Below are 15,395 nucleotides of genomic sequence, written 5' to 3' on the forward strand. Positions count from 1 at the left end.
CCGCGATGATGCGAGGGTTGTCGAAACCTGGGGGAGGCGCAGTGGGTCTGGGGACGGTGGCGGTAACAGGCGCGGCGGGGAACATCGGTTCCGTGGTGCGCGAGGCGTTGCAGCGCGAGGCGGGGCGCTTGATCCTGCTCGACCGCGTGCCGTTGCGGCCCAAAGCCGAGAACGAGGACGTCCGCACTGTCGACCTCCGGGACGCGGCCGCCGTGGAGGCGGCGCTTGCGGGGGCCGATCGCGTGCTTCACCTGGGCGGTGTGCCGGACGAAGCGCCTCTTCCGGATCTGCTCGAAGCCAACGTGCTCGGCACCCACCACGTCCTGGAGGCGGCGCGGCGCACGGGAATCGAGCGGGTGGTGCTGGCCAGCAGTAACCGCGTGACCGGCTTCTACCCCACGGGACACCTCACCGGTCCGCAGGAGCCGGTACGCCCCGACGGCCTGTACGGGGTGAGCAAGGCGGCCGTCGAGGCCCTCGGGCAGCTGTATGCCGATAAGTTCGGCCTGTCTGTGATCTGCCTGCGCATCGGCAGCTTCGAGCAGGCGCCTACCGAGCCCCGGCATCTGGCGACCTGGCTGAGCCCACGCGACGCCGTCGGCTACATCCGGGCCGCACTGACCGCTCCGCCGTCCACCCGCTTCGCCACGGTGTACGCCGTCTCCGCCAATACCCGCCGCTTCTGGGAACTTCCCGACTCTGCGGTACTGGCCTACGTCCCCGTCGACGACGCCCAACTCCACGCCGAGGACATCCCAGGAACAGACCTTCCGGCCGACCCCGGCGCACCCCAGGCCGGCCCCTATGCCCTGCCCGAGTTCACCCTTAAGCACCTCAGGCCCTGACCCGCACACCCACGGTCGGGGCAGGGGAGAACAGGAGTGGTGCGAAGGCGCACTCCTCATCGAAGAGCTGGCGGGCCTTCAGGCAGTGATGGAGCTGTCCGAGGAAGCGGTTGAGCAGGTGGCGCTGGGCGGCATTGTGCCAGTCACCGTGTTCGCGGCGACGTCGGTAGTGGGCGTTCGCTCCGGGTGAGGCCTGGAGAGCTGAGAAGGCTCGGAGGAAACCCCCACGCATGTGCCGGTTGTTCTTGACGAAGCGGCGGCCGACGAAGCGTTCCTTGCCGGATGCACGGGTGATGGGAGCGGAGCCGGCGTAGGACTTGAGCGCTCTGGCGTCGGCGAAGCGGGTCCGGTCGTCGCCGATCTCGGCGAGGTCGCGGGCTGCGAGCTGGGGACCGAGGCCGGGGAAGCTGAGCAGGATCTCGCTGTCGGCGTGCTGATGGAAGGCGGCTTCGGTGGCCGTGGCGAGATCGTCCGCGGCCTGGCAGGCGGCATCCACCTGCTTGAGCAGCGCCAGCAACTGCTGGCCGAAGGCGTTCTCGACGGCCGGGAGGTGGTGGGCGTACTCACCGCGGAAGACAGTCCGCAGGCGCTCGGCCTCGGTGTCGAAGGACCGGGTGCGCCCGCTGCGTTTAAGGGCGGCCCGGATCTGGGCGAGGGTGAGCCGGGCCGCCTTCGCGGGAGTCGGTGCCAGAGTGAGGATCACCCGGGCATCTGCCCTGGTCAGGCCGCCTTCCTTGCCCTGGAAAGCGTGCAGGGCTGCGGGGTAGTACTCGCGCAGCAGCGAGCGGACCTGGTTGGCAACCTGCTGGCGGCTCCAGACGGCGTCCTGCTGGGCTCGGGCCAGCACCGCGATGGCCTGGGCGAGTTCACTGTCGGCGGGCAGCGGCCGGTGGGGGTGCATGTCGGTGCGCAGGATGTTCGCCAGTACCAGAGCGTCGCCGGGGTCGGACTTCTCTCACCGGCGCCGCCTCGTCGGCGCCGCACCCCTGCGTCCGGCGGGTAGTGCCCGCCCGGCTGCCGGACCGGTGCCCGCGAGCGACCACGTACCAGCCACACCACCGTGGTGCACTTGCACCTCCCGACTGCCGCCGGAGACGTCGGCCACCATCTCGGCCAACAGCTGCTGCTCCCGCACGCGGCGGTTCTCACGGGCCAACTGCACCCGCCTCCACTCCCGCGCCCCGGCAGCGACCACCGCGGCCAGGAGCGCGAGCACCCCTCCGGCCCCAGCATCACCTGCACCTTCCCACCACCCCGTTCCTTGTACCGAATCGCTCTCCACGCTGTTCATCGCGCGAGCACCCCACGATCGGTACCGGCAAACCCAAGATCTTTTACTCGACAAGTACGTCCAGACCGTGCCCGGGGCCAGTGGGTGCCCTGACCTGCCGCGCTGGTGTAAACGCGGCAGGTCCGCCTTGACCGGGGTGTCGGCCGGGTGCCTCGCACGGCGCGCAGTCCACCGGATCCTTGCCCAGGGAACCGGGATCGTGCTCGGAGTGCTGCTTGCCCGTTGAGTCCGGTTCGGAAGCACGAGTCGGTGGGCGCAGGGCAGTCGTCAGCTCAGACCGGTCACGGCGGTCGATCCGCGCGGCGTCATCATGCGGGTCGCATACGTGCCCAGCAGCCGGGCCAAGTCAGCCAGCGGCAGTTGCCCCGCGTCTGCAAGGTGCCGGGTGTTGAGCGCGTCCCACGACGGGATGCACAACTGCACACACGCCCGCTCCGCGCCCTGCGCGGGGCGGTAGAACCGCGCCATGGCCCGAACCCGCGCTCCGTCAGCTGCCAGTGGGCAGTACACCCCAACGACGCCCACGAGGAGTACCTCCAGGCGTCCGTCTGGCCAGAAGTCGTAGCTGTCGCCCGACGCCTCGCTCAGGTCATGGCCGCGAACCACCTGAGGAAACTTGCTACGTTGCGCCAGGCGAAGAAGACTGCCGCACTCTGGGAGAGCCTCGGCTTCCAGCGATTGCTTCCAGCGGTTGGGCGGGGGCCCGGCCGGGATGGCTCTAGCCGACGTGGCTGCCCGGCGAGCGGACGGGCAGCACAGACGGTGACCTGACGCGCGGCCCAGCCTTCGGCGCGATCACGGCGGCGCCGCGGCATCCTGGATCAAGGCGTTATGGGTCGCTGAGAGGCGGGCGGCCCGACGGGCAGAGGCCGGAGTTGCGGAGAGCAGCCCGTCGGGATCGGAGGGCTGCGGACCGGGGGGACGGCGGCCGTACGCACTGCCGAGTTCCGGCCGTCCGCTGTGGCAGGACGGGGGCGATCGGCCTTTACTGGAAGGTGAGGATCAGCTGAGTAGGCGACCGAATCGTTTCGCCCGACGCCGGATGCTTCGCCAAGGCAGGAGGTCGTGCCATGGACCCGCCTCTGCGAGAGCGCGACCTACCGCACCTCGTGGTCGACCGCCCGGACCGGCTGCGCGGCCGGGTCTTCGTCCTCGACGACCAGCCGATGCTGGTCGGGCGGGACTCCGACTGCCAGATCCAGGTGGGCGATCCGGGCGTCAGCCGACGGCACGCGGTGGTGTGGCGGGCCTCGGGCCGGACCACCGTCGAGGATCTCGCCTCCACCAACGGCACCATGCTGAACGGTCACCCGGTGCTCGGGCAGCAGGTGCTGCACTCCGGCGATGTGCTGGATTTTGGGCCCTTAGAGGTGCACTACGAAGAGCTGCGCTCCGCTGAGCGGACCGTTCAGGCCCCGAGGCCCGGAGCCGGCGGCACCCCGGGCGGTACCTCGGACACCATGCCGGGCTGGGGCCCTGCCTCTGCGTCCGGGCCCACGCCGCACGGCGCTCCCGCTCCAGGGCCGCCACCCTACGGCCCGCCGGGTCGCCCGTCACCGCGCGAGGCCGGCCGTACGCCGCCCGGCGGCGAGCGGCGGTTCGACATCGGAGAGCAGCAGGCCGACCGGCTGAGCAACATCGCCGGGAACCAGTACAACTACGTTCAACAGGCGCAGCGCGAGAGCTTTTTCAAGGAGATCGCAGCGACCCGTACCAGGGCGCGACACCTGATTATGCTCGGGTTCCTGCTCTTTCTGGTAGGTGGCGGGATCTACGGCTGGGTGATCATTCGATTCATTGCCGGGACCAACGACGATATTTCGTCGGGGAGTTCGAACTTCGACTCTTCCCCGGAGCTGCTCGGGCCGAAGGTGGCCGGGGTGCCGGTAGGGGCGGTCGGGTTCGCGATGGCGGCTATCGGGACGGTTCTGATGGTCATCGGGATCGTTCTGCACATAGTGGCGACGTCCCGGCGCCGCCGCTTTGAGGATGCCGAGCAGCAGGCGTCCTGGCGGCAGCGGTGAGGAGATGGGGAGCCATGGCCTTCAACATTGGCAACCAGCAGGGCGGCGTGGTCAACAACGTCGCTGGGAACCAGACCGTTCACGATGGCCAGTCGGCCGTCTTCACGGCGGGCGGGCAGGAGGTGCGCGACCTGGTCCGGGAACTGAGGGCGTCGATCGAGCGGACGGCGCTGCCGTCAGCAATCGAGCCCGAGGTGCGGGTTGAGCTGGACTCGCTGGACGAGGAGGTCGCCGAGCCGGAGCCGGACCGGGAGGCAGTGGCGGCCCGGCTCGGCCGGATCACCCGGCTGCTGACCTCGGCAGGTGCGCTGGTCACGGCCGGCACCGGGCTGATCGGGCCGCTCGGAGCGCTCGCGGGCTGGCTTGGCGCACTCGGCCAGCCGATCTTGCGGGCGATCGCAGGCTGATGGGAGGAGGCTGAGGTGGGGCGGCGCGGGAACGGTGGCGTTGCGGGTACAGGATCCGGGTTCCTGGGGCTGGGTGCCACGTCATGTTTCTCGGTAGCTTGATACGGATGGTGCGGGCCGGCCCGGGGCTGGGCAAGAAGTGGTGTTGCGCGCATGGTGGCTGGTGCAGCACAGGCTGGCCAGGGCTCGATGGGGCGGCCGGATCGGCCGCCGTCCCGGATCCGTTCACGTTCACCGGCGTGCCGCACAACTGGTTCCGGCCTGTTTGCGCACCCGGCGCACCAATTCATCCGCGGCCTGCGGCCACTGTGCGTATTGAAAGTCGAAGCCTGCCTGGATCAGTCGGCCCGGGACGACACGGCGGCTCTTCAGCAGCAGTTCGGTGTCGGAACGCAGAGCGCACGCGCCGACCTCGGCCATCCACTTGGTCGCGGGCAGACCCACCGGTACGCCCCACGCCGAGCGCAGGGTGTGCAGGAAGGCGCGCTGCGGCAGGGGGTGGGGAGCCGCCAGGTTCACCGGCCCTGCGATGTCCTCCTGGTCGATCAAGAACTCGACCGCGCGCACGAAGTCGTGCTCGTGGATCCACGACACGTACTGTGCCCCACCGGCGACCGGGCCGCCGAGACCCAGGCGGGTCAGTCCCAACAGGACGGCGAAGACCCCGCCGGGGTCTGGGCTCATCACCATGGCCGAGCGCAGAGCGATCTTGCGCGTGGTCGGCGTTTCGGCCTGCTGCTGAGCCTGCTCCCAGGCCTTGGCGATCTCTACGCTGTACGCCCAGCACTCCGGCACGCCCGGTTCGGTACCGCCGATCACACCGGTGGCCTCGTCGTTGGGGGCGTCGCTGCGGTGCGCGTACACCGTGGCGGTGCTCACTGCAGCCAGACCCGGGGCGGTCGGGCAGCGCCCGCGATCGCGGCGCCCACGACCCGCGTGGAGCAGACCCGGGAATCCATCATTTCCTTCAGATTGGTTGCCGTGTAGCGGCAACTCACACTGCGTCCGGCCAGATTGATGACGACATCGCTGCCGTCCACCGCCGCCGTCCATGGCCCCAGGGTCCGACCGTCCCATGTGACCTCGCCCTCGCGCATGGGGTGTCTGGTGAGAATCACAACCTCGTGCCCGGCGGCGTCGAGTGCGCGCTTCAGGACCGCTCCGACCTGTCCGGTACCCCCAGGAATCACAATCTTCACCGGCTCCCTTTCCTTCGCCTCGAGTGAGCCTAAACCAAGAGTTGAACGCGTTCAAAACTGCGGAGTGCGGTCCACGGCCCCAGTCAGCCTCGGCATGCGGCATGCGGCATGCCGTATGGAGCGCTGGGTCAGTTGAGAGCGTTCTCCGGTTTGCCCACGTGACGTCGAGGGCGATCAGGGGGCGGCTGGCGTTGCGCTGTGATGGCGAGGGCGGCGGAGATACTCCTGGGCTCTGCCAGGCGGAGGGCGCCAATGGCGGGGTTGTGCATGCGGGCCAGTGGCCCGGGGGCGGCTGCACCTGCGGCGATCAGAGGGAATCCGTCGGGGGGCTGACGCCCCACCCGGTCTGGCCGATGCGCAGGCGGCGAGCGCGCGTGCGAACGCGCGTGCTTCGGCGAATCCGACCGCTGGCTGCCGGGAGACCCCTTTCATGCCACTGGGTGACGCCACCAGGAAGTGGTGGCTACTCTGCAGTCATGTCTGTCACCACTATGACTCTGCGCATCCCTGACGAACTGGCTCCCTCGATCAAGGCGGCGGCATCCGGCGCCGGTATGAGCGTGAACGCGTGGATCGTGCGCGCAGCCCGCCGCGCCGCGACCCTCGACGCCGCGCACCAGCTTGCCGCGCTCGGCCTCGGCGACGACCTTGCAGGCGAGGGAGATTCGCTGTGAAGCGTGGCGAGGTCTGGACCCTCCCCGACGAGCGCCATGTCCTGATCGTCTCCCTGACCGGCCTGGAAGAGGCCTACGGCGCGGTGGTCGTGATCGTGCTGCACCCGTCCGGGAAGTTCCCCGACACGGCCATGTCCGTTGTGATCGGCGACCCGGTCCCGTGTACCGCTGTCGCGGTCAACATGCAGCAACTGCGGGCCAACCGGTTCGACGGCGCGAAACTCCTCGGCGAGGTACCCCCCGAAGCGATGGCCCGCGTCGACCAAGCGCTGCGCGCCGTCCTCGACCTCTAGGCATGATGCGACGACGTCACCATCAGTGCGCACCGACCATGACCGTCCCGGCCCGAAGCCGGGACGCAGCTACGCCGAACTGGTGGGCGGGCCGCTGGACGGACTGTTGCTCGACATCACCGGATGGAGGCCGGAGGAGATCGACGAGGGTGTCTGCCCTCCTCACGGTCGTTCCGAGCCTCCAGGCCCTCGTCACGCACCGCCGCGAGCAGTGGACGGCGTTCGACCGGCGGTCCACCCCAGCCACCCACGAGACCCCGCAGGCAGGGCATTCGGCCCGGCCCACGCCGCCGAGCTCGGCAGCCGCCCGCCTGCACAACCGCAGGTCCCGACGCCACCGACTGGCCCGACAAGCCGCCGAACAGAACCTCGTACGAGCTGGAGCACCCGGCCGCAACCATTCACCACAGCCCTCGCGCACCCGCCCCGCAGCCTCCCTGGCGTCCTCGGACACCCGACCAGGCTAGGGCCCAACGTCCCCCAGAACCAGGGATCGAAAACAGGCATTGAGCTTGCTCTTCATCTACCGAGATCCACCGGGTTTGCCCACGGCCTTGAGGGTCTCGGGGCGTTTGGCGGTTTCGCCCACGCCGTAGCGGGGTGCCCGGTGTTGGTTCTTGGCGCCGGGTGGCCGTTGGGGGCTAGCGCCTCGAGGTTGGGGAACACGGGCCGGGCAGGCGAGGTGAGCGCGGATGTTCCGGAACTCCCGGCGGATCCCGGCCGGGCGTAAGACGGTCTCGGACGGTGGATTTCTCCCACAGGTGGCGGAGGTCGGCGGCGAGGGGACGGGCGGGGTTCGGCAGACCAGTGCTGCGACTCGTTTACGCCCGTCGTCGGCGATGTGGGGGTGGAGGTCGTGGCGGACACGACCCGGCACGCCGTCGTCACGGTGATGCGGCTGCGCTGACCGGAGGCAGCGCTTCGTCCCGCCCACCCTGGCTGACCGGCTGGCGCAGGTCCAGGTAGCAGCACAACCGGACGCCGGGCTCCCCCGCATCCGGCGTCGCCCGCTCCGCTGTCACCGTTGCCCACCGTTCGGCGAGCATCTGCTGGAAGTAGAGCGCGGCGTCGTCGTCGACGGCCACGACGTCGACGACGACCGGGCCCGGCTCACTCACGTGCGCCTCGTGGGTGGGGTCCGTGTACGGCACTACGCCCGGGCTGCAGTGGGTTCCGCCGGCGCGGTGTCTTCGTCCGGCCCAGTGCAGGTGGTCGATGTCGGAGGAGCTGACGGGGACACGGTTCCCGCTTGAGACGGCCGTACGCGGCTGAGTGCGGCCCGTCGGATGAGCGATGAAACCGCAGCCCGCACACACCCGCTCTCCGGCTTGCCCGGTGCCCTCGGACATCCCGCCAGCTTAGGTCCCAAAGCTACTCAAAACCCGGGATCAGAAACAGACGCCCAACGATCTGCGCAGGCGCGGCCTGTCCATCGATGCCGGCCGCACCCGAGGGGGAGAGGAGGTACGCCTACTCGCCAAGGACGGACCGGCCGCTGCCGGACTCGAGTTGGACCGGGGGCCGGAGGAGTTGGGTGGCATGCCCAAGAGCGCGGGCCGCTGGGGGGCCTCGCGCGCGATGACAGCCAACGAGAAGGTCATCGCGATGATCGTTCGAAGCTCGACCTCCACCTGGTGGCCGGTGAGCCGGCCGAAGCGATCGCGGCCGCCCAGGCAGTCGTCGACACCCCGGTCGGGATCGGCGGCATCACCTCCTACGCCGCCGAGGTCGCCCTCCCGGAGACGGGAACGTGGAAGAACCCCGGGGGAGGCGCGTGGGCCGACGACGGATGCGAGTGCCGTGGTCAGGCGCTGGGACAGCGCCCCCGTCCGTCGGGCAGCCGCAGCCGTACGGCGAGGACCCTCGGATGCCGGGCCGTGCCGGTGAAGCCGACCATCGTGGCGTCGGCGGCGTCCGCGTGCCGCACCTTCGCCCACACCCGGCCGCGCCTTGTAGGCCGACCGGAGCGGCTTGGCCACGATCCCCTCAGCACCGGTTCCTTCGAGCGTCTCGAACCAGAGCAAGGCCTCCTCGAGGTCCGTGGCAGACCACACCGGCACGATCGGCGGACCGGCGTCGGCGAGCACGTCCAGGAGGACCTGGCGGCGCTCCACGTACGGACGCGGCCGAGGTCAGGGAGGCCCGCCGCAGGGTGGGCCAGGATGTCGAACGCGACGAATTCCCTGTTGGATCGGGCGGGTTGAAGCCGATCTCAACGGATGTGGGTGTGGCCGCGCCAGCAGGTCCGGCGCCTGAGAGAACTGCGAGCGGCGGACGCCGAAGAGATCGCCCAACTCAAGGCCGGCGTCGAAGGACTCGTAGGCGCCCTGCACCAGGTCAGGATTCAATACGCCCACTTGCACCAGCAACTCGCCGCCCGCCATGCCGTGGTCCGCGCATGGCCAGCCCAGCCCACGCTCAGCACGACAAGCCCTTTGCCGCCACCGACCGACTGAGATCTTGGCCTCAATCCGCCCGCATCGGTCTCGACACCCTGGCGTTCCCTGAGAGTCCCGTTGCCGGTGGCCTACAGTTAACTGTCTGTGGAAGATAATTCTTTGGAAGATGAGTGATGGCTGGCACTGATCTGAAGCTGCTGTACCGGGAGCTGGTCTCGCTGGAGATCGAGTTGTGGGACGGCATCGAGGGGCGGTTGCGGGCGGAGTATGACCTGGCGTTGACGTCGTTCGAGGTGCTGCACCTGCTGTTGCGGCGGCCTGGGCGGCGGATCCAGGACATCGCGGAGGAGTTCTCGATCACGGTGGGCGGCACGAGCAAGGTCGTCGACCGTCTGGAGACGGCGGGCCTGTGCGGGCGGCGGGCCAATCCGAACGACCGACGTTCTTCGATCGTCGAGCTAACCGTTGAGGGGCGGAAGCTGGTGGAGGGGGCTCTGAAGGTCTTCGAGGAGGAGCTGGAACTGCGGATCGGGTCGGTGATTCCTGAGGAGTCGGTACGCGAGGTGACCGCGGTCCTCAGTACCCTGCGGGCGGCCGGACGTGCTCTGGATGCGGAGCGGAGGGCCGCGGGTCAGGCGCCGGTGCCGGCGCTGCGAGCGACGAAGCAGCCCGGCCGGCCGGCCTCGTGAGCCAGGACGTCCCGGGCACGGCAGCGGGGCAGGCAACCACGGTTGCCTGCCCCGCTGCCGTGCCCGGGACGTTGTCGTTCAGTCGGCGATGCCGATGACTTTGTCGATGTGGGCGCGGACGAGGAGGTTGCCCGGGCCGCCGTTGCGGGCGGCGTACTCCTGGGTGCGGTCTTCGCCCATGTAGCGGGCGCCGAGGAGGCCGCCCCAGTGCAGCATCTCGTCGGGGTTCGCGGAGGTGTCGGCGTGTCCTTGGAGGATGACGAACGCGTATGGGGGGTGGTCGTCGTCGACGCAGAGGGCGAAGCGTCCGTCGCGGGCGAGGTTGCGGCCCTTGACGCCGTCCTTCTCGGTGGTGAGCACGATGTCGTCGCCGTCGAGGAGGAACCAGACCGGTGTGACGTGCGGGCTGCCGTCGGCTTTGACGGTCGAAAGCTTGCCGGTGCGGGTGCCGTGCGTGACGAACTCCCGCCACTGCTCGTCGGTCATCTTCCGCATGCGATGCCTTTCACTGGTGGGGCCGTCGCTTCGCCCCGAGGCCGGGTCGGCCTCGGGGCACACCACCGGGTGTCAGCGGCCCCAGAAGGCGTCTTCGGCGTTCTGGTCGCCGGAGAAGAGCCACATCTCGGTGATCTTGCCGTTCTGGATGCGCAGGAGGTCCACGCCGTCCATGGCCATGGACGCGTCGCCGCGGCGGCCGGTGAAGTGGATGGTGGCGGCGACCAGGTCGCCGTTGCCCATGAGGGAATGGATCTTGTCGATGGCGAAGGTGCCCTGGCTGGCCTCCATCATGCTGCCGAGCATCTGGAAGACGGCGCCCTGGCTCTTGTGGTCGCCGGAGAACTGGTTGGCGCCGGGCTGGTGCCAGACGATCTGCTCGTCGAGGAGGCCGCCGAGGGCGGCCATGTCTCCGGTCTGCACGGCCTGGAAGTAGGCGCGGGCCAGGTCGAGGTTGGCAGTGGTCATCGTGGTCTCCGTGATCGTTGTGGGTTCGGTCGGGGTCATCGGGCGAAGTCGAGGTGGTCGGCGAGGCCGGCTTGAGTGAAGGCGGCCTGGATCTCGCCCCGGCCTTCCTGGAAGTGGGCCCAGCTGTCGTAGTGCGCGGGGACGACGCGTCGGGCGCCGAGTGTCTTGGCGGCCTCGGCGCCCTGGGCGCTGTCGAGGGTGAGCAGGGCGCCGTCGAAGGCGAAGGGCATGCGGGCGCCGCCGAGGAAGAGGATCGCGGTGTCGACGGGTGCGAACCTCTCGGCGATCTCCTTGACGTGCTCCAGGGCGGCGTTGTCGCCGCTGACGTAGACCGAGGGCAGGTCGTCGGAGGTGAGGATGAAGCCGATGACGTCGCCGGTGATCGGCTCACAGCCCACGGGGCCGTGCCGGGCGGGCACCCCGGTGACGGTCACGCTGCCGCCGTCGGGCCGCTTGAGCTCGGAGGCCTGCCAGAAGGCGAGGCCGCGGGCGTTGCCGCCCAGGCGGCCGGCGCCGCTCTCGGTGGTGAGGACGACCGGCACCTCGGCCAGGAGGCCGCGGCCGGCGTCGTCGAGGTTGTCGTCGTGCTCGTCGTGGGAGAGCACGACGACGTCGACGCGGCCGAGGCCGGCGGCGGTGACCGTTGAGGGGTCGGTCTTCACGAGCTTGTGGTCGCCCGGGAGGGGCATGGGGTACTCGCCGGGCGGGTCGAGGGTCGGGTCGGTGACGATCCTGAGTCCGCCGTACTCGATCAGGGCGGTGGGGCCGCCGTAGACGCGGACGGGGATCCTTTCGCTGGTGTCGCTGGCGCCGGACATCGGGGCACCTCTCGGTCGGCTAAACGGTGGTACGAGGCACTGCGGTGTGCTCCGACGGGGCAGGGCGCTAGAGGCACGGGTTACGGGGCCGCCCGCTCCCTCAGTGCGCAGCCGGCAGGTGGGCCGGTGGCCCATGGCCGGGTTTACGGGGCGGGTACCGAGAACACGCCGAAGTGGTGGCCCGCCGTGTCCTTGAGCCGGGCGAAGGTGAAACCCGCGGAGTCGGAGACCGGCGCCATGAGCACCTCGGCGCCCAGCTTCTGGGCGCGCTCGACGGTCGAGGCGACGTCCTGGACGAAGACGTAGAAGATCGCGTAGTTGGGGAAGCCGCCCCCGACTCCCATACGCCGCCGGCCGGCTGCTGGGCGCCCGGCGTCATCACCGAGTGATAGGTGACCCCCGGGGTGTTGGTGTTGAGGATGTACTGCCAGTCGAAGAGCTCGCCGTAGAACTCCTTGACCTTCTCCGGCTGGTCGGTGCCGAACTCGAACCAGGCGACCGAGTTGAAGGCGGGAACGGTCATGGCGCTCACTCCTTACGCCCCATAGGGGCAAATGTCTCTTTCTGTGGCATGCCGAATCCAGGCAGTGCAGGCCAACTGGCAGTGGGGTGGCATGCCTGACCGGCAGGGATCGGGACCCGGAACCGGCTCGGCGTCCAGCAAACCATGTGTATTCCATGGAAGCAACTTCCTTGGATTATTGTTCCATGGGTGCGGGTTCGGTGGTTCTTGGAGGACCGGCCCGCAGACAGCGGAGGAACCCGGCCCCTCGTACGCGGACCGCCGGGTCGGCAGGAAGGAAGCGGCCATGGAACCGATCGAGATCGAAGCGAAGACCTTGATCCAGAAGTCGAAGACCCCGTCGAACGACTACGTCATCAACCCCTACACCGGCTGTGTGCTGGGCTGTGCCTACTGTTTCGCCGGCTTCGCCGGGCGCCAGTTCGGCCGGTCCTCAAGGAGTGGGGCGACTACCTGCACGTGAAGAAGAACGCGGTCGAGCTCGCCCGCAAGGAGCTGGCGAAGATGCCGCAGGACAAGCGGCGGGGCACGATGCTGCTCAGCTCGGTCACCGACCCCTACCAGGGTCACGAGACGAAGTACCGGCTCACCCGGGGCATCCTGCGCGAACTTCAAGCAGTCGAGTACCCGGGCCTGGTGCGCATCCTGACGAAGTCGCCCGTCGTCACCCGCGACATCGACCTCTTGACCAGCCTGCCCCGCGCCGAGGTCGGCATGACCGTGACCACCACCGACGACAAGGTCAGCCGCTGGCTGGAAGTACGCGCCCCGCTTGCCTCCCACCGCCTGCGCACCCTGGCCGAGCTGAACGAGGCCGGCATCCCCACCTACGCCTTCGTCGGCCCGCTTTTGCCTCACTTCGCCACCCAGCCCGAGCTTCTGGACGACCTTTTCGGACGGCTCGTCGAGGCAGGGATCGGGGGGAGGTGTTCATGGAGCACATCAACCTCAAGCGGTACATCCGCGAGCGCATGGACCAGGTGCTCGCCGACGAGCCCGAAGACGTCCGGGAGGCATACCTCCAGGCGCGGACGAGTGAGCACCGCGAACAGCTCGACGCGATCGTGGCGGAGCTGCTGCACAAGCACGGGCTGAGGCGGCGCTTCGAGGAGGTCGTCCACCACGACGACAACGACGCCCTGCGGGAGAGGCTCGCATCCTCGGCGTGACCGTGACCGTGACCGTGACCGTGACCGTGACCGTGACCGTGACCGTGACCGTGACCGTGGCCGTGGCCGGATCGCCGGGCCAGGTGTACGTCAGGCGGCGACGCCGGACTCGGGATCCAGCACCCCCGTGGCCCACGTCCCATGGCCTCCAGGACCTCGCGCAGTCCTTCGCCCAGAGGGGTCGGCGCGTATTCGACGCGCGGCGGGATCTCCGCATACGTCGTGCGGGTGACGATGCCGTGCCGCTCGAACTGGCGCAGTCGGCTGGTCAGGGTGTGCGGACTGATGCCGGGCAGGGCCTCGTGCACCTGGTTGAAGCGGTGGTAGCCGTGGAGCAGTTCGCGCACGATCAGGGTGGCCCACGGCCCGTTGAGCAGGGTCTGGAACCGGGCGACGCCGCACTCGGGGAGCACAGGGATCGGTCCCAATTGTCCTTCAAGTACCGCCGACCGCCCGGCCAGAACCCGTCTCGCCTTCAACACGCTGAACTTGAAAGGGAAGACGAAGCGGGCTGGCCACTCCTGTGCCGCCCGGGTCGCACCGGCTCCGCGCCGGGCAAGCCGGTTCCGCAACCGCTCGAACGCGAGGCGGCCCGAGGCGTCCCCGACGACCAGCTCGCCGATTATGCGGGCTGCCAGACCTGTCTCATCAACAGCCTTTGCCCGTGTGCAGATCACTGGTGTGAGCGGTTTCGAGGCGGTGTGCAAGGTGGAGCAGATTCGCCAGGCGCAGCACGCGTCCGTCGAATCCTGGGAGGGGGACATGGAGCGGCTGGGTCCAGTGGGCGGGGATTGCGTCCAGCCCGTAGTACGCCCCCGCGAGACCTCCGGTCACCGCGGCGACGGTGTCCGTGTCACCGCCGAGGTCGATTGCCGCGCGTATCGCGTCTTCGAAGCTGGCTGTGGTGCTCAGGGCCCAGAGGGCGGAGCCCAGGCAGGGCCAGACGGCACCGTTGAACTCGGTTGCCTGATCGGGGTGCCAGTCGGGCGCGAGGACTGTGGCGTAGCGGCTGCGGTGGTCGGGGTGGACGAGGGCCAGGATGTCCGGGAGCGCGGTGAGGGGGTCGGTGTCCTCGAACGTGACACGGATGAGTTCGTGGAAGATCGCGGTGCCTTCCCAGGCCGCGCGGTCACCGTGGGTGAGGGCGGCGATGCGGCGGGCCGCGTCCATGGTGGCTTCCCGGCCGGCGGCCGCGAAGTGGACCGCGGAGGTCGACGCCCGCATCAAGGAGCCGTTTCCCGCTGCTCGTTGGTTGACCTGGAAATGGATCGCGGCGGCGAGGTCCCAGGGCATGCCGTTGGTCAGGACGTCTTCGGTCTGCAGGCCGATGTCCTTCGGTTCTGATGCTGCCCACCGCTGGAAGCGGGCGAAGATGTCCGGCAGATCCAGTCTGCCCCGCTCCAGCAGCGACTCCGCGACCAGGACGGCCATCTGCGTGTCGTCAGTGGCCTCGCCGGGGTCCCAGCCACCGCCTCCGCACATCTCGCCACCGGCACCAGGCGCGGGGAACCGAGCGGAGAACGCTCCCGGGGGACCGAACTCGAAGGGGCCGCCCAGGGCGTCACCCACGGCTGCGCCGACGACCGCGCCAGCGGCCCGCTGAATCCGATTCATTCGCGCAGGTTATCCCTGCCGCGCCGGCGGCCGCGCGGCCCTATTTCCTTCCTCGGCTCTCCGGGCCGTCCTCTTCGCGCGCCCCGGGCTTGTCATGCTCCAGTCCCGCCAGGGCGCGGACCTCACCGGCGCCTTCCCTGACATCGCCGCTGCGGCCACCGAGCTGGGTGAGGCTCGAGTGACGCGCGATCCCGGAGGACCTCTTCGCCCGCGACGTGCTCGCCGCCCCTTTCACGCTGTGCCCTGCCACCAACGACCGGGCGACCGTGCTGGACTGGCTGGACCCGGCCTGGGGCACGGTCGGCATCGACGGCGTCGTGATCAAAGGAAGCGGGCAGCCGTACCTACCTGGCAAGCGTGCCTGGATCAAGGCCCGCTCCCACACCACGTCCGAAGGGCTGATCGGCGGCGTCACCGGCGCCCTGGCCTCGCCGGCCACGCTGCTCCTGGCCGCTACGACGAGCTTGGGCACCTGCGGCTGATCGCG

At 69.5% G+C, this 15,395-nt stretch carries 16 protein-coding genes and 6 pseudogenes; 10 read left to right on the top strand and 12 right to left on the bottom strand.

Features of this window, described 5'->3' with window-relative positions:
• Positions 1-92: 92 nt before the first annotated feature.
• Entirely contained in the window at positions 93-845 is a 753-nt protein-coding gene (locus H4687_RS44130; RefSeq protein WP_233443805.1) for an NAD-dependent epimerase/dehydratase family protein, read from the top strand.
• On the opposite strand, the pseudogene H4687_RS44135 reads toward H4687_RS44130, so the two are convergent.
• Positions 835-1,800: pseudogene (locus H4687_RS44135) on the bottom strand (IS110 family transposase); the annotation flags it as partial. The gene H4687_RS44130 and the pseudogene H4687_RS44135 overlap by 11 nt on opposite strands.
• Positions 1,801-2,232: 432 nt before the next feature.
• Positions 2,233-2,639 (bottom strand): annotated as a pseudogene (locus H4687_RS44140) (telomere-associated protein Tap); the annotation flags it as partial.
• A 567-nt stretch (positions 2,640-3,206) separates the two neighbouring features.
• Between H4687_RS44140 and H4687_RS44145 the strand changes: the two are divergent.
• Both H4687_RS44145 and H4687_RS44150 read left to right on the top strand, forming a co-directional pair.
• Entirely contained in the window at positions 3,207-4,160 is a 954-nt protein-coding gene (locus tag H4687_RS44145; RefSeq protein WP_046914303.1) for an FHA domain-containing protein, read from the top strand.
• 14 nt (positions 4,161-4,174) lie between these two features.
• A complete protein-coding gene (locus H4687_RS44150) occupies positions 4,175-4,567 on the top strand; it encodes a hypothetical protein (RefSeq protein WP_046914304.1) in 393 nt (130 codons plus the stop codon).
• 231 nt (positions 4,568-4,798) lie between these two features.
• On the opposite strand, the pseudogene H4687_RS44155 reads toward H4687_RS44150, so the two are convergent.
• A pseudogene (locus H4687_RS44155) lies at positions 4,799-5,766 on the bottom strand (TIGR01777 family oxidoreductase).
• 476 nt (positions 5,767-6,242) lie between these two features.
• Between H4687_RS44155 and H4687_RS44160 the strand changes: the two are divergent.
• From H4687_RS44160 to H4687_RS48620, 3 genes and pseudogenes are all read left to right on the top strand, one after another.
• Positions 6,243-6,440 carry a YlcI/YnfO family protein gene (locus H4687_RS44160; protein ID WP_225967005.1) on the top strand — a complete coding sequence of 66 codons (198 nt, stop codon included), beginning with the start codon at positions 6,243-6,245 and terminating at the stop codon, positions 6,438-6,440.
• The gene (locus H4687_RS44165; RefSeq protein ID WP_046914305.1) at positions 6,437-6,733 is read left to right on the top strand and encodes a type II toxin-antitoxin system PemK/MazF family toxin; all 297 of its coding nucleotides are present in this window, start codon (positions 6,437-6,439) and stop codon (positions 6,731-6,733) included. The genes H4687_RS44160 and H4687_RS44165 overlap by 4 nt, the downstream gene beginning before the upstream one ends.
• A 25-nt stretch (positions 6,734-6,758) precedes the next feature.
• Positions 6,759-6,950: pseudogene (locus H4687_RS48620) on the top strand (hypothetical protein); the annotation flags it as partial.
• A gap of 306 nt (positions 6,951-7,256) precedes the next feature.
• Here H4687_RS48620 and H4687_RS47135 read toward each other — a convergent pair.
• From H4687_RS47135 to H4687_RS47820, 3 genes and pseudogenes are all read right to left on the bottom strand, one after another.
• Positions 7,257-7,524, bottom strand: a pseudogene (locus H4687_RS47135) (NF041680 family putative transposase); the annotation flags it as partial.
• A 93-nt stretch (positions 7,525-7,617) separates the two neighbouring features.
• Positions 7,618-7,851, bottom strand: coding sequence for a DUF6207 family protein (locus H4687_RS44170; RefSeq protein WP_159026115.1), 234 nt, complete (start codon positions 7,849-7,851; stop codon positions 7,618-7,620).
• 686 nt (positions 7,852-8,537) lie between these two features.
• Positions 8,538-8,672, bottom strand: a complete 135-nt coding sequence (locus H4687_RS47820) for a hypothetical protein (RefSeq protein WP_257034254.1) — start codon at positions 8,670-8,672, stop codon at positions 8,538-8,540.
• 633 nt (positions 8,673-9,305) lie between these two features.
• On the opposite strand from H4687_RS47820, the gene H4687_RS44175 reads away from it, so the two are divergent.
• A complete protein-coding gene (locus H4687_RS44175) occupies positions 9,306-9,821 on the top strand; it encodes a MarR family winged helix-turn-helix transcriptional regulator (protein WP_046914307.1) in 516 nt (171 codons plus the stop codon).
• 78 nt (positions 9,822-9,899) lie between these two features.
• Here H4687_RS44175 and H4687_RS44180 read toward each other — a convergent pair whose 3' ends face one another.
• From H4687_RS44180 to H4687_RS47140, 4 genes are all read right to left on the bottom strand, one after another.
• Entirely contained in the window at positions 9,900-10,316 is a 417-nt protein-coding gene (locus tag H4687_RS44180; RefSeq protein ID WP_046914308.1) for a PPOX class F420-dependent oxidoreductase, read from the bottom strand.
• Positions 10,317-10,388: 72 nt separating this feature from the next.
• A complete protein-coding gene (locus tag H4687_RS44185; RefSeq protein ID WP_046914314.1) occupies positions 10,389-10,784 on the bottom strand; it encodes a nuclear transport factor 2 family protein in 396 nt (131 codons plus the stop codon).
• Positions 10,785-10,819: 35 nt separating this feature from the next.
• The gene (locus H4687_RS44190; protein ID WP_046914309.1) at positions 10,820-11,602 is read right to left on the bottom strand and encodes an MBL fold metallo-hydrolase; all 783 of its coding nucleotides are present in this window, start codon (positions 11,600-11,602) and stop codon (positions 10,820-10,822) included.
• 143 nt (positions 11,603-11,745) lie between these two features.
• The gene (locus H4687_RS47140) at positions 11,746-11,946 is read right to left on the bottom strand and encodes a VOC family protein (protein ID WP_225967006.1); all 201 of its coding nucleotides are present in this window, start codon (positions 11,944-11,946) and stop codon (positions 11,746-11,748) included.
• 465 nt (positions 11,947-12,411) lie between these two features.
• Between H4687_RS47140 and H4687_RS47145 the strand changes: the two genes are divergently transcribed.
• Both H4687_RS47145 and H4687_RS47150 read left to right on the top strand, forming a co-directional pair.
• Positions 12,412-12,588 carry a hypothetical protein gene (locus tag H4687_RS47145; RefSeq protein WP_225967007.1) on the top strand — a complete coding sequence of 59 codons (177 nt, stop codon included), beginning with the start codon at positions 12,412-12,414 and terminating at the stop codon, positions 12,586-12,588.
• A 469-nt stretch (positions 12,589-13,057) separates the two neighbouring features.
• Complete coding sequence (locus H4687_RS47150; protein WP_225968449.1) at positions 13,058-13,294, top strand: hypothetical protein; 237 nt, start codon at positions 13,058-13,060, stop codon at positions 13,292-13,294.
• 197 nt (positions 13,295-13,491) lie between these two features.
• Here H4687_RS47150 and H4687_RS47155 read toward each other — a convergent pair.
• Together H4687_RS47155 and H4687_RS44210 are read right to left on the bottom strand one after the other, a co-directional pair.
• Positions 13,492-14,058: pseudogene (locus H4687_RS47155) on the bottom strand (winged helix-turn-helix transcriptional regulator); the annotation flags it as partial.
• The gene (locus H4687_RS44210; protein ID WP_046919619.1) at positions 13,943-14,908 is read right to left on the bottom strand and encodes an ADP-ribosylglycohydrolase family protein; all 966 of its coding nucleotides are present in this window, start codon (positions 14,906-14,908) and stop codon (positions 13,943-13,945) included. The gene H4687_RS44210 and the pseudogene H4687_RS47155, both read right to left, overlap by 116 nt.
• A 215-nt stretch (positions 14,909-15,123) precedes the next feature.
• Here H4687_RS44210 and H4687_RS47160 point away from each other — a divergent pair, with 215 nt between their 5' ends.
• Positions 15,124-15,390, top strand: a complete 267-nt coding sequence (locus tag H4687_RS47160) for a DNA ligase-like domain-containing protein (RefSeq protein WP_050399434.1) — start codon at positions 15,124-15,126, stop codon at positions 15,388-15,390.
• Positions 15,391-15,395: the final 5 nt, after the last annotated feature.

The sequence above is a fragment of the Streptomyces stelliscabiei genome (assembly GCF_014873495.1).
Taxonomy (GTDB): domain Bacteria; phylum Actinomycetota; class Actinomycetes; order Streptomycetales; family Streptomycetaceae; genus Streptomyces; species Streptomyces bottropensis.

Excerpts from the sequence above, each read along its gene's own strand:
- H4687_RS44150 (WP_046914304.1), top strand. The coding sequence starts at position 4,175 with ATGGCCTTCAACATTGGCAACCAGCAGGGCGGCGTGGTCAACAACGTC.
- H4687_RS44175 (WP_046914307.1), top strand. The coding sequence starts at position 9,306 with ATGGCTGGCACTGATCTGAAGCTGCTGTACCGGGAGCTGGTCTCGCTG.
- H4687_RS44190 (WP_046914309.1), bottom strand. The coding sequence starts at position 11,602 with ATGTCCGGCGCCAGCGACACCAGCGAAAGGATCCCCGTCCGCGTCTAC.
- H4687_RS44185 (WP_046914314.1), bottom strand. The coding sequence starts at position 10,784 with ATGACCACTGCCAACCTCGACCTGGCCCGCGCCTACTTCCAGGCCGTG.
- H4687_RS44145 (WP_046914303.1), top strand. The coding sequence starts at position 3,207 with ATGGACCCGCCTCTGCGAGAGCGCGACCTACCGCACCTCGTGGTCGAC.
- H4687_RS47140 (WP_225967006.1), bottom strand. The coding sequence starts at position 11,946 with ATGGGAGTCGGGGGCGGCTTCCCCAACTACGCGATCTTCTACGTCTTC.
- H4687_RS47145 (WP_225967007.1), top strand. The coding sequence starts at position 12,412 with ATGGAACCGATCGAGATCGAAGCGAAGACCTTGATCCAGAAGTCGAAG.
- H4687_RS47150 (WP_225968449.1), top strand. The coding sequence starts at position 13,058 with ATGGAGCACATCAACCTCAAGCGGTACATCCGCGAGCGCATGGACCAG.
- H4687_RS44180 (WP_046914308.1), bottom strand. The coding sequence starts at position 10,316 with ATGCGGAAGATGACCGACGAGCAGTGGCGGGAGTTCGTCACGCACGGC.
- H4687_RS44160 (WP_225967005.1), top strand. The coding sequence starts at position 6,243 with ATGTCTGTCACCACTATGACTCTGCGCATCCCTGACGAACTGGCTCCC.
- H4687_RS44210 (WP_046919619.1), bottom strand. The coding sequence starts at position 14,908 with ATGAATCGGATTCAGCGGGCCGCTGGCGCGGTCGTCGGCGCAGCCGTG.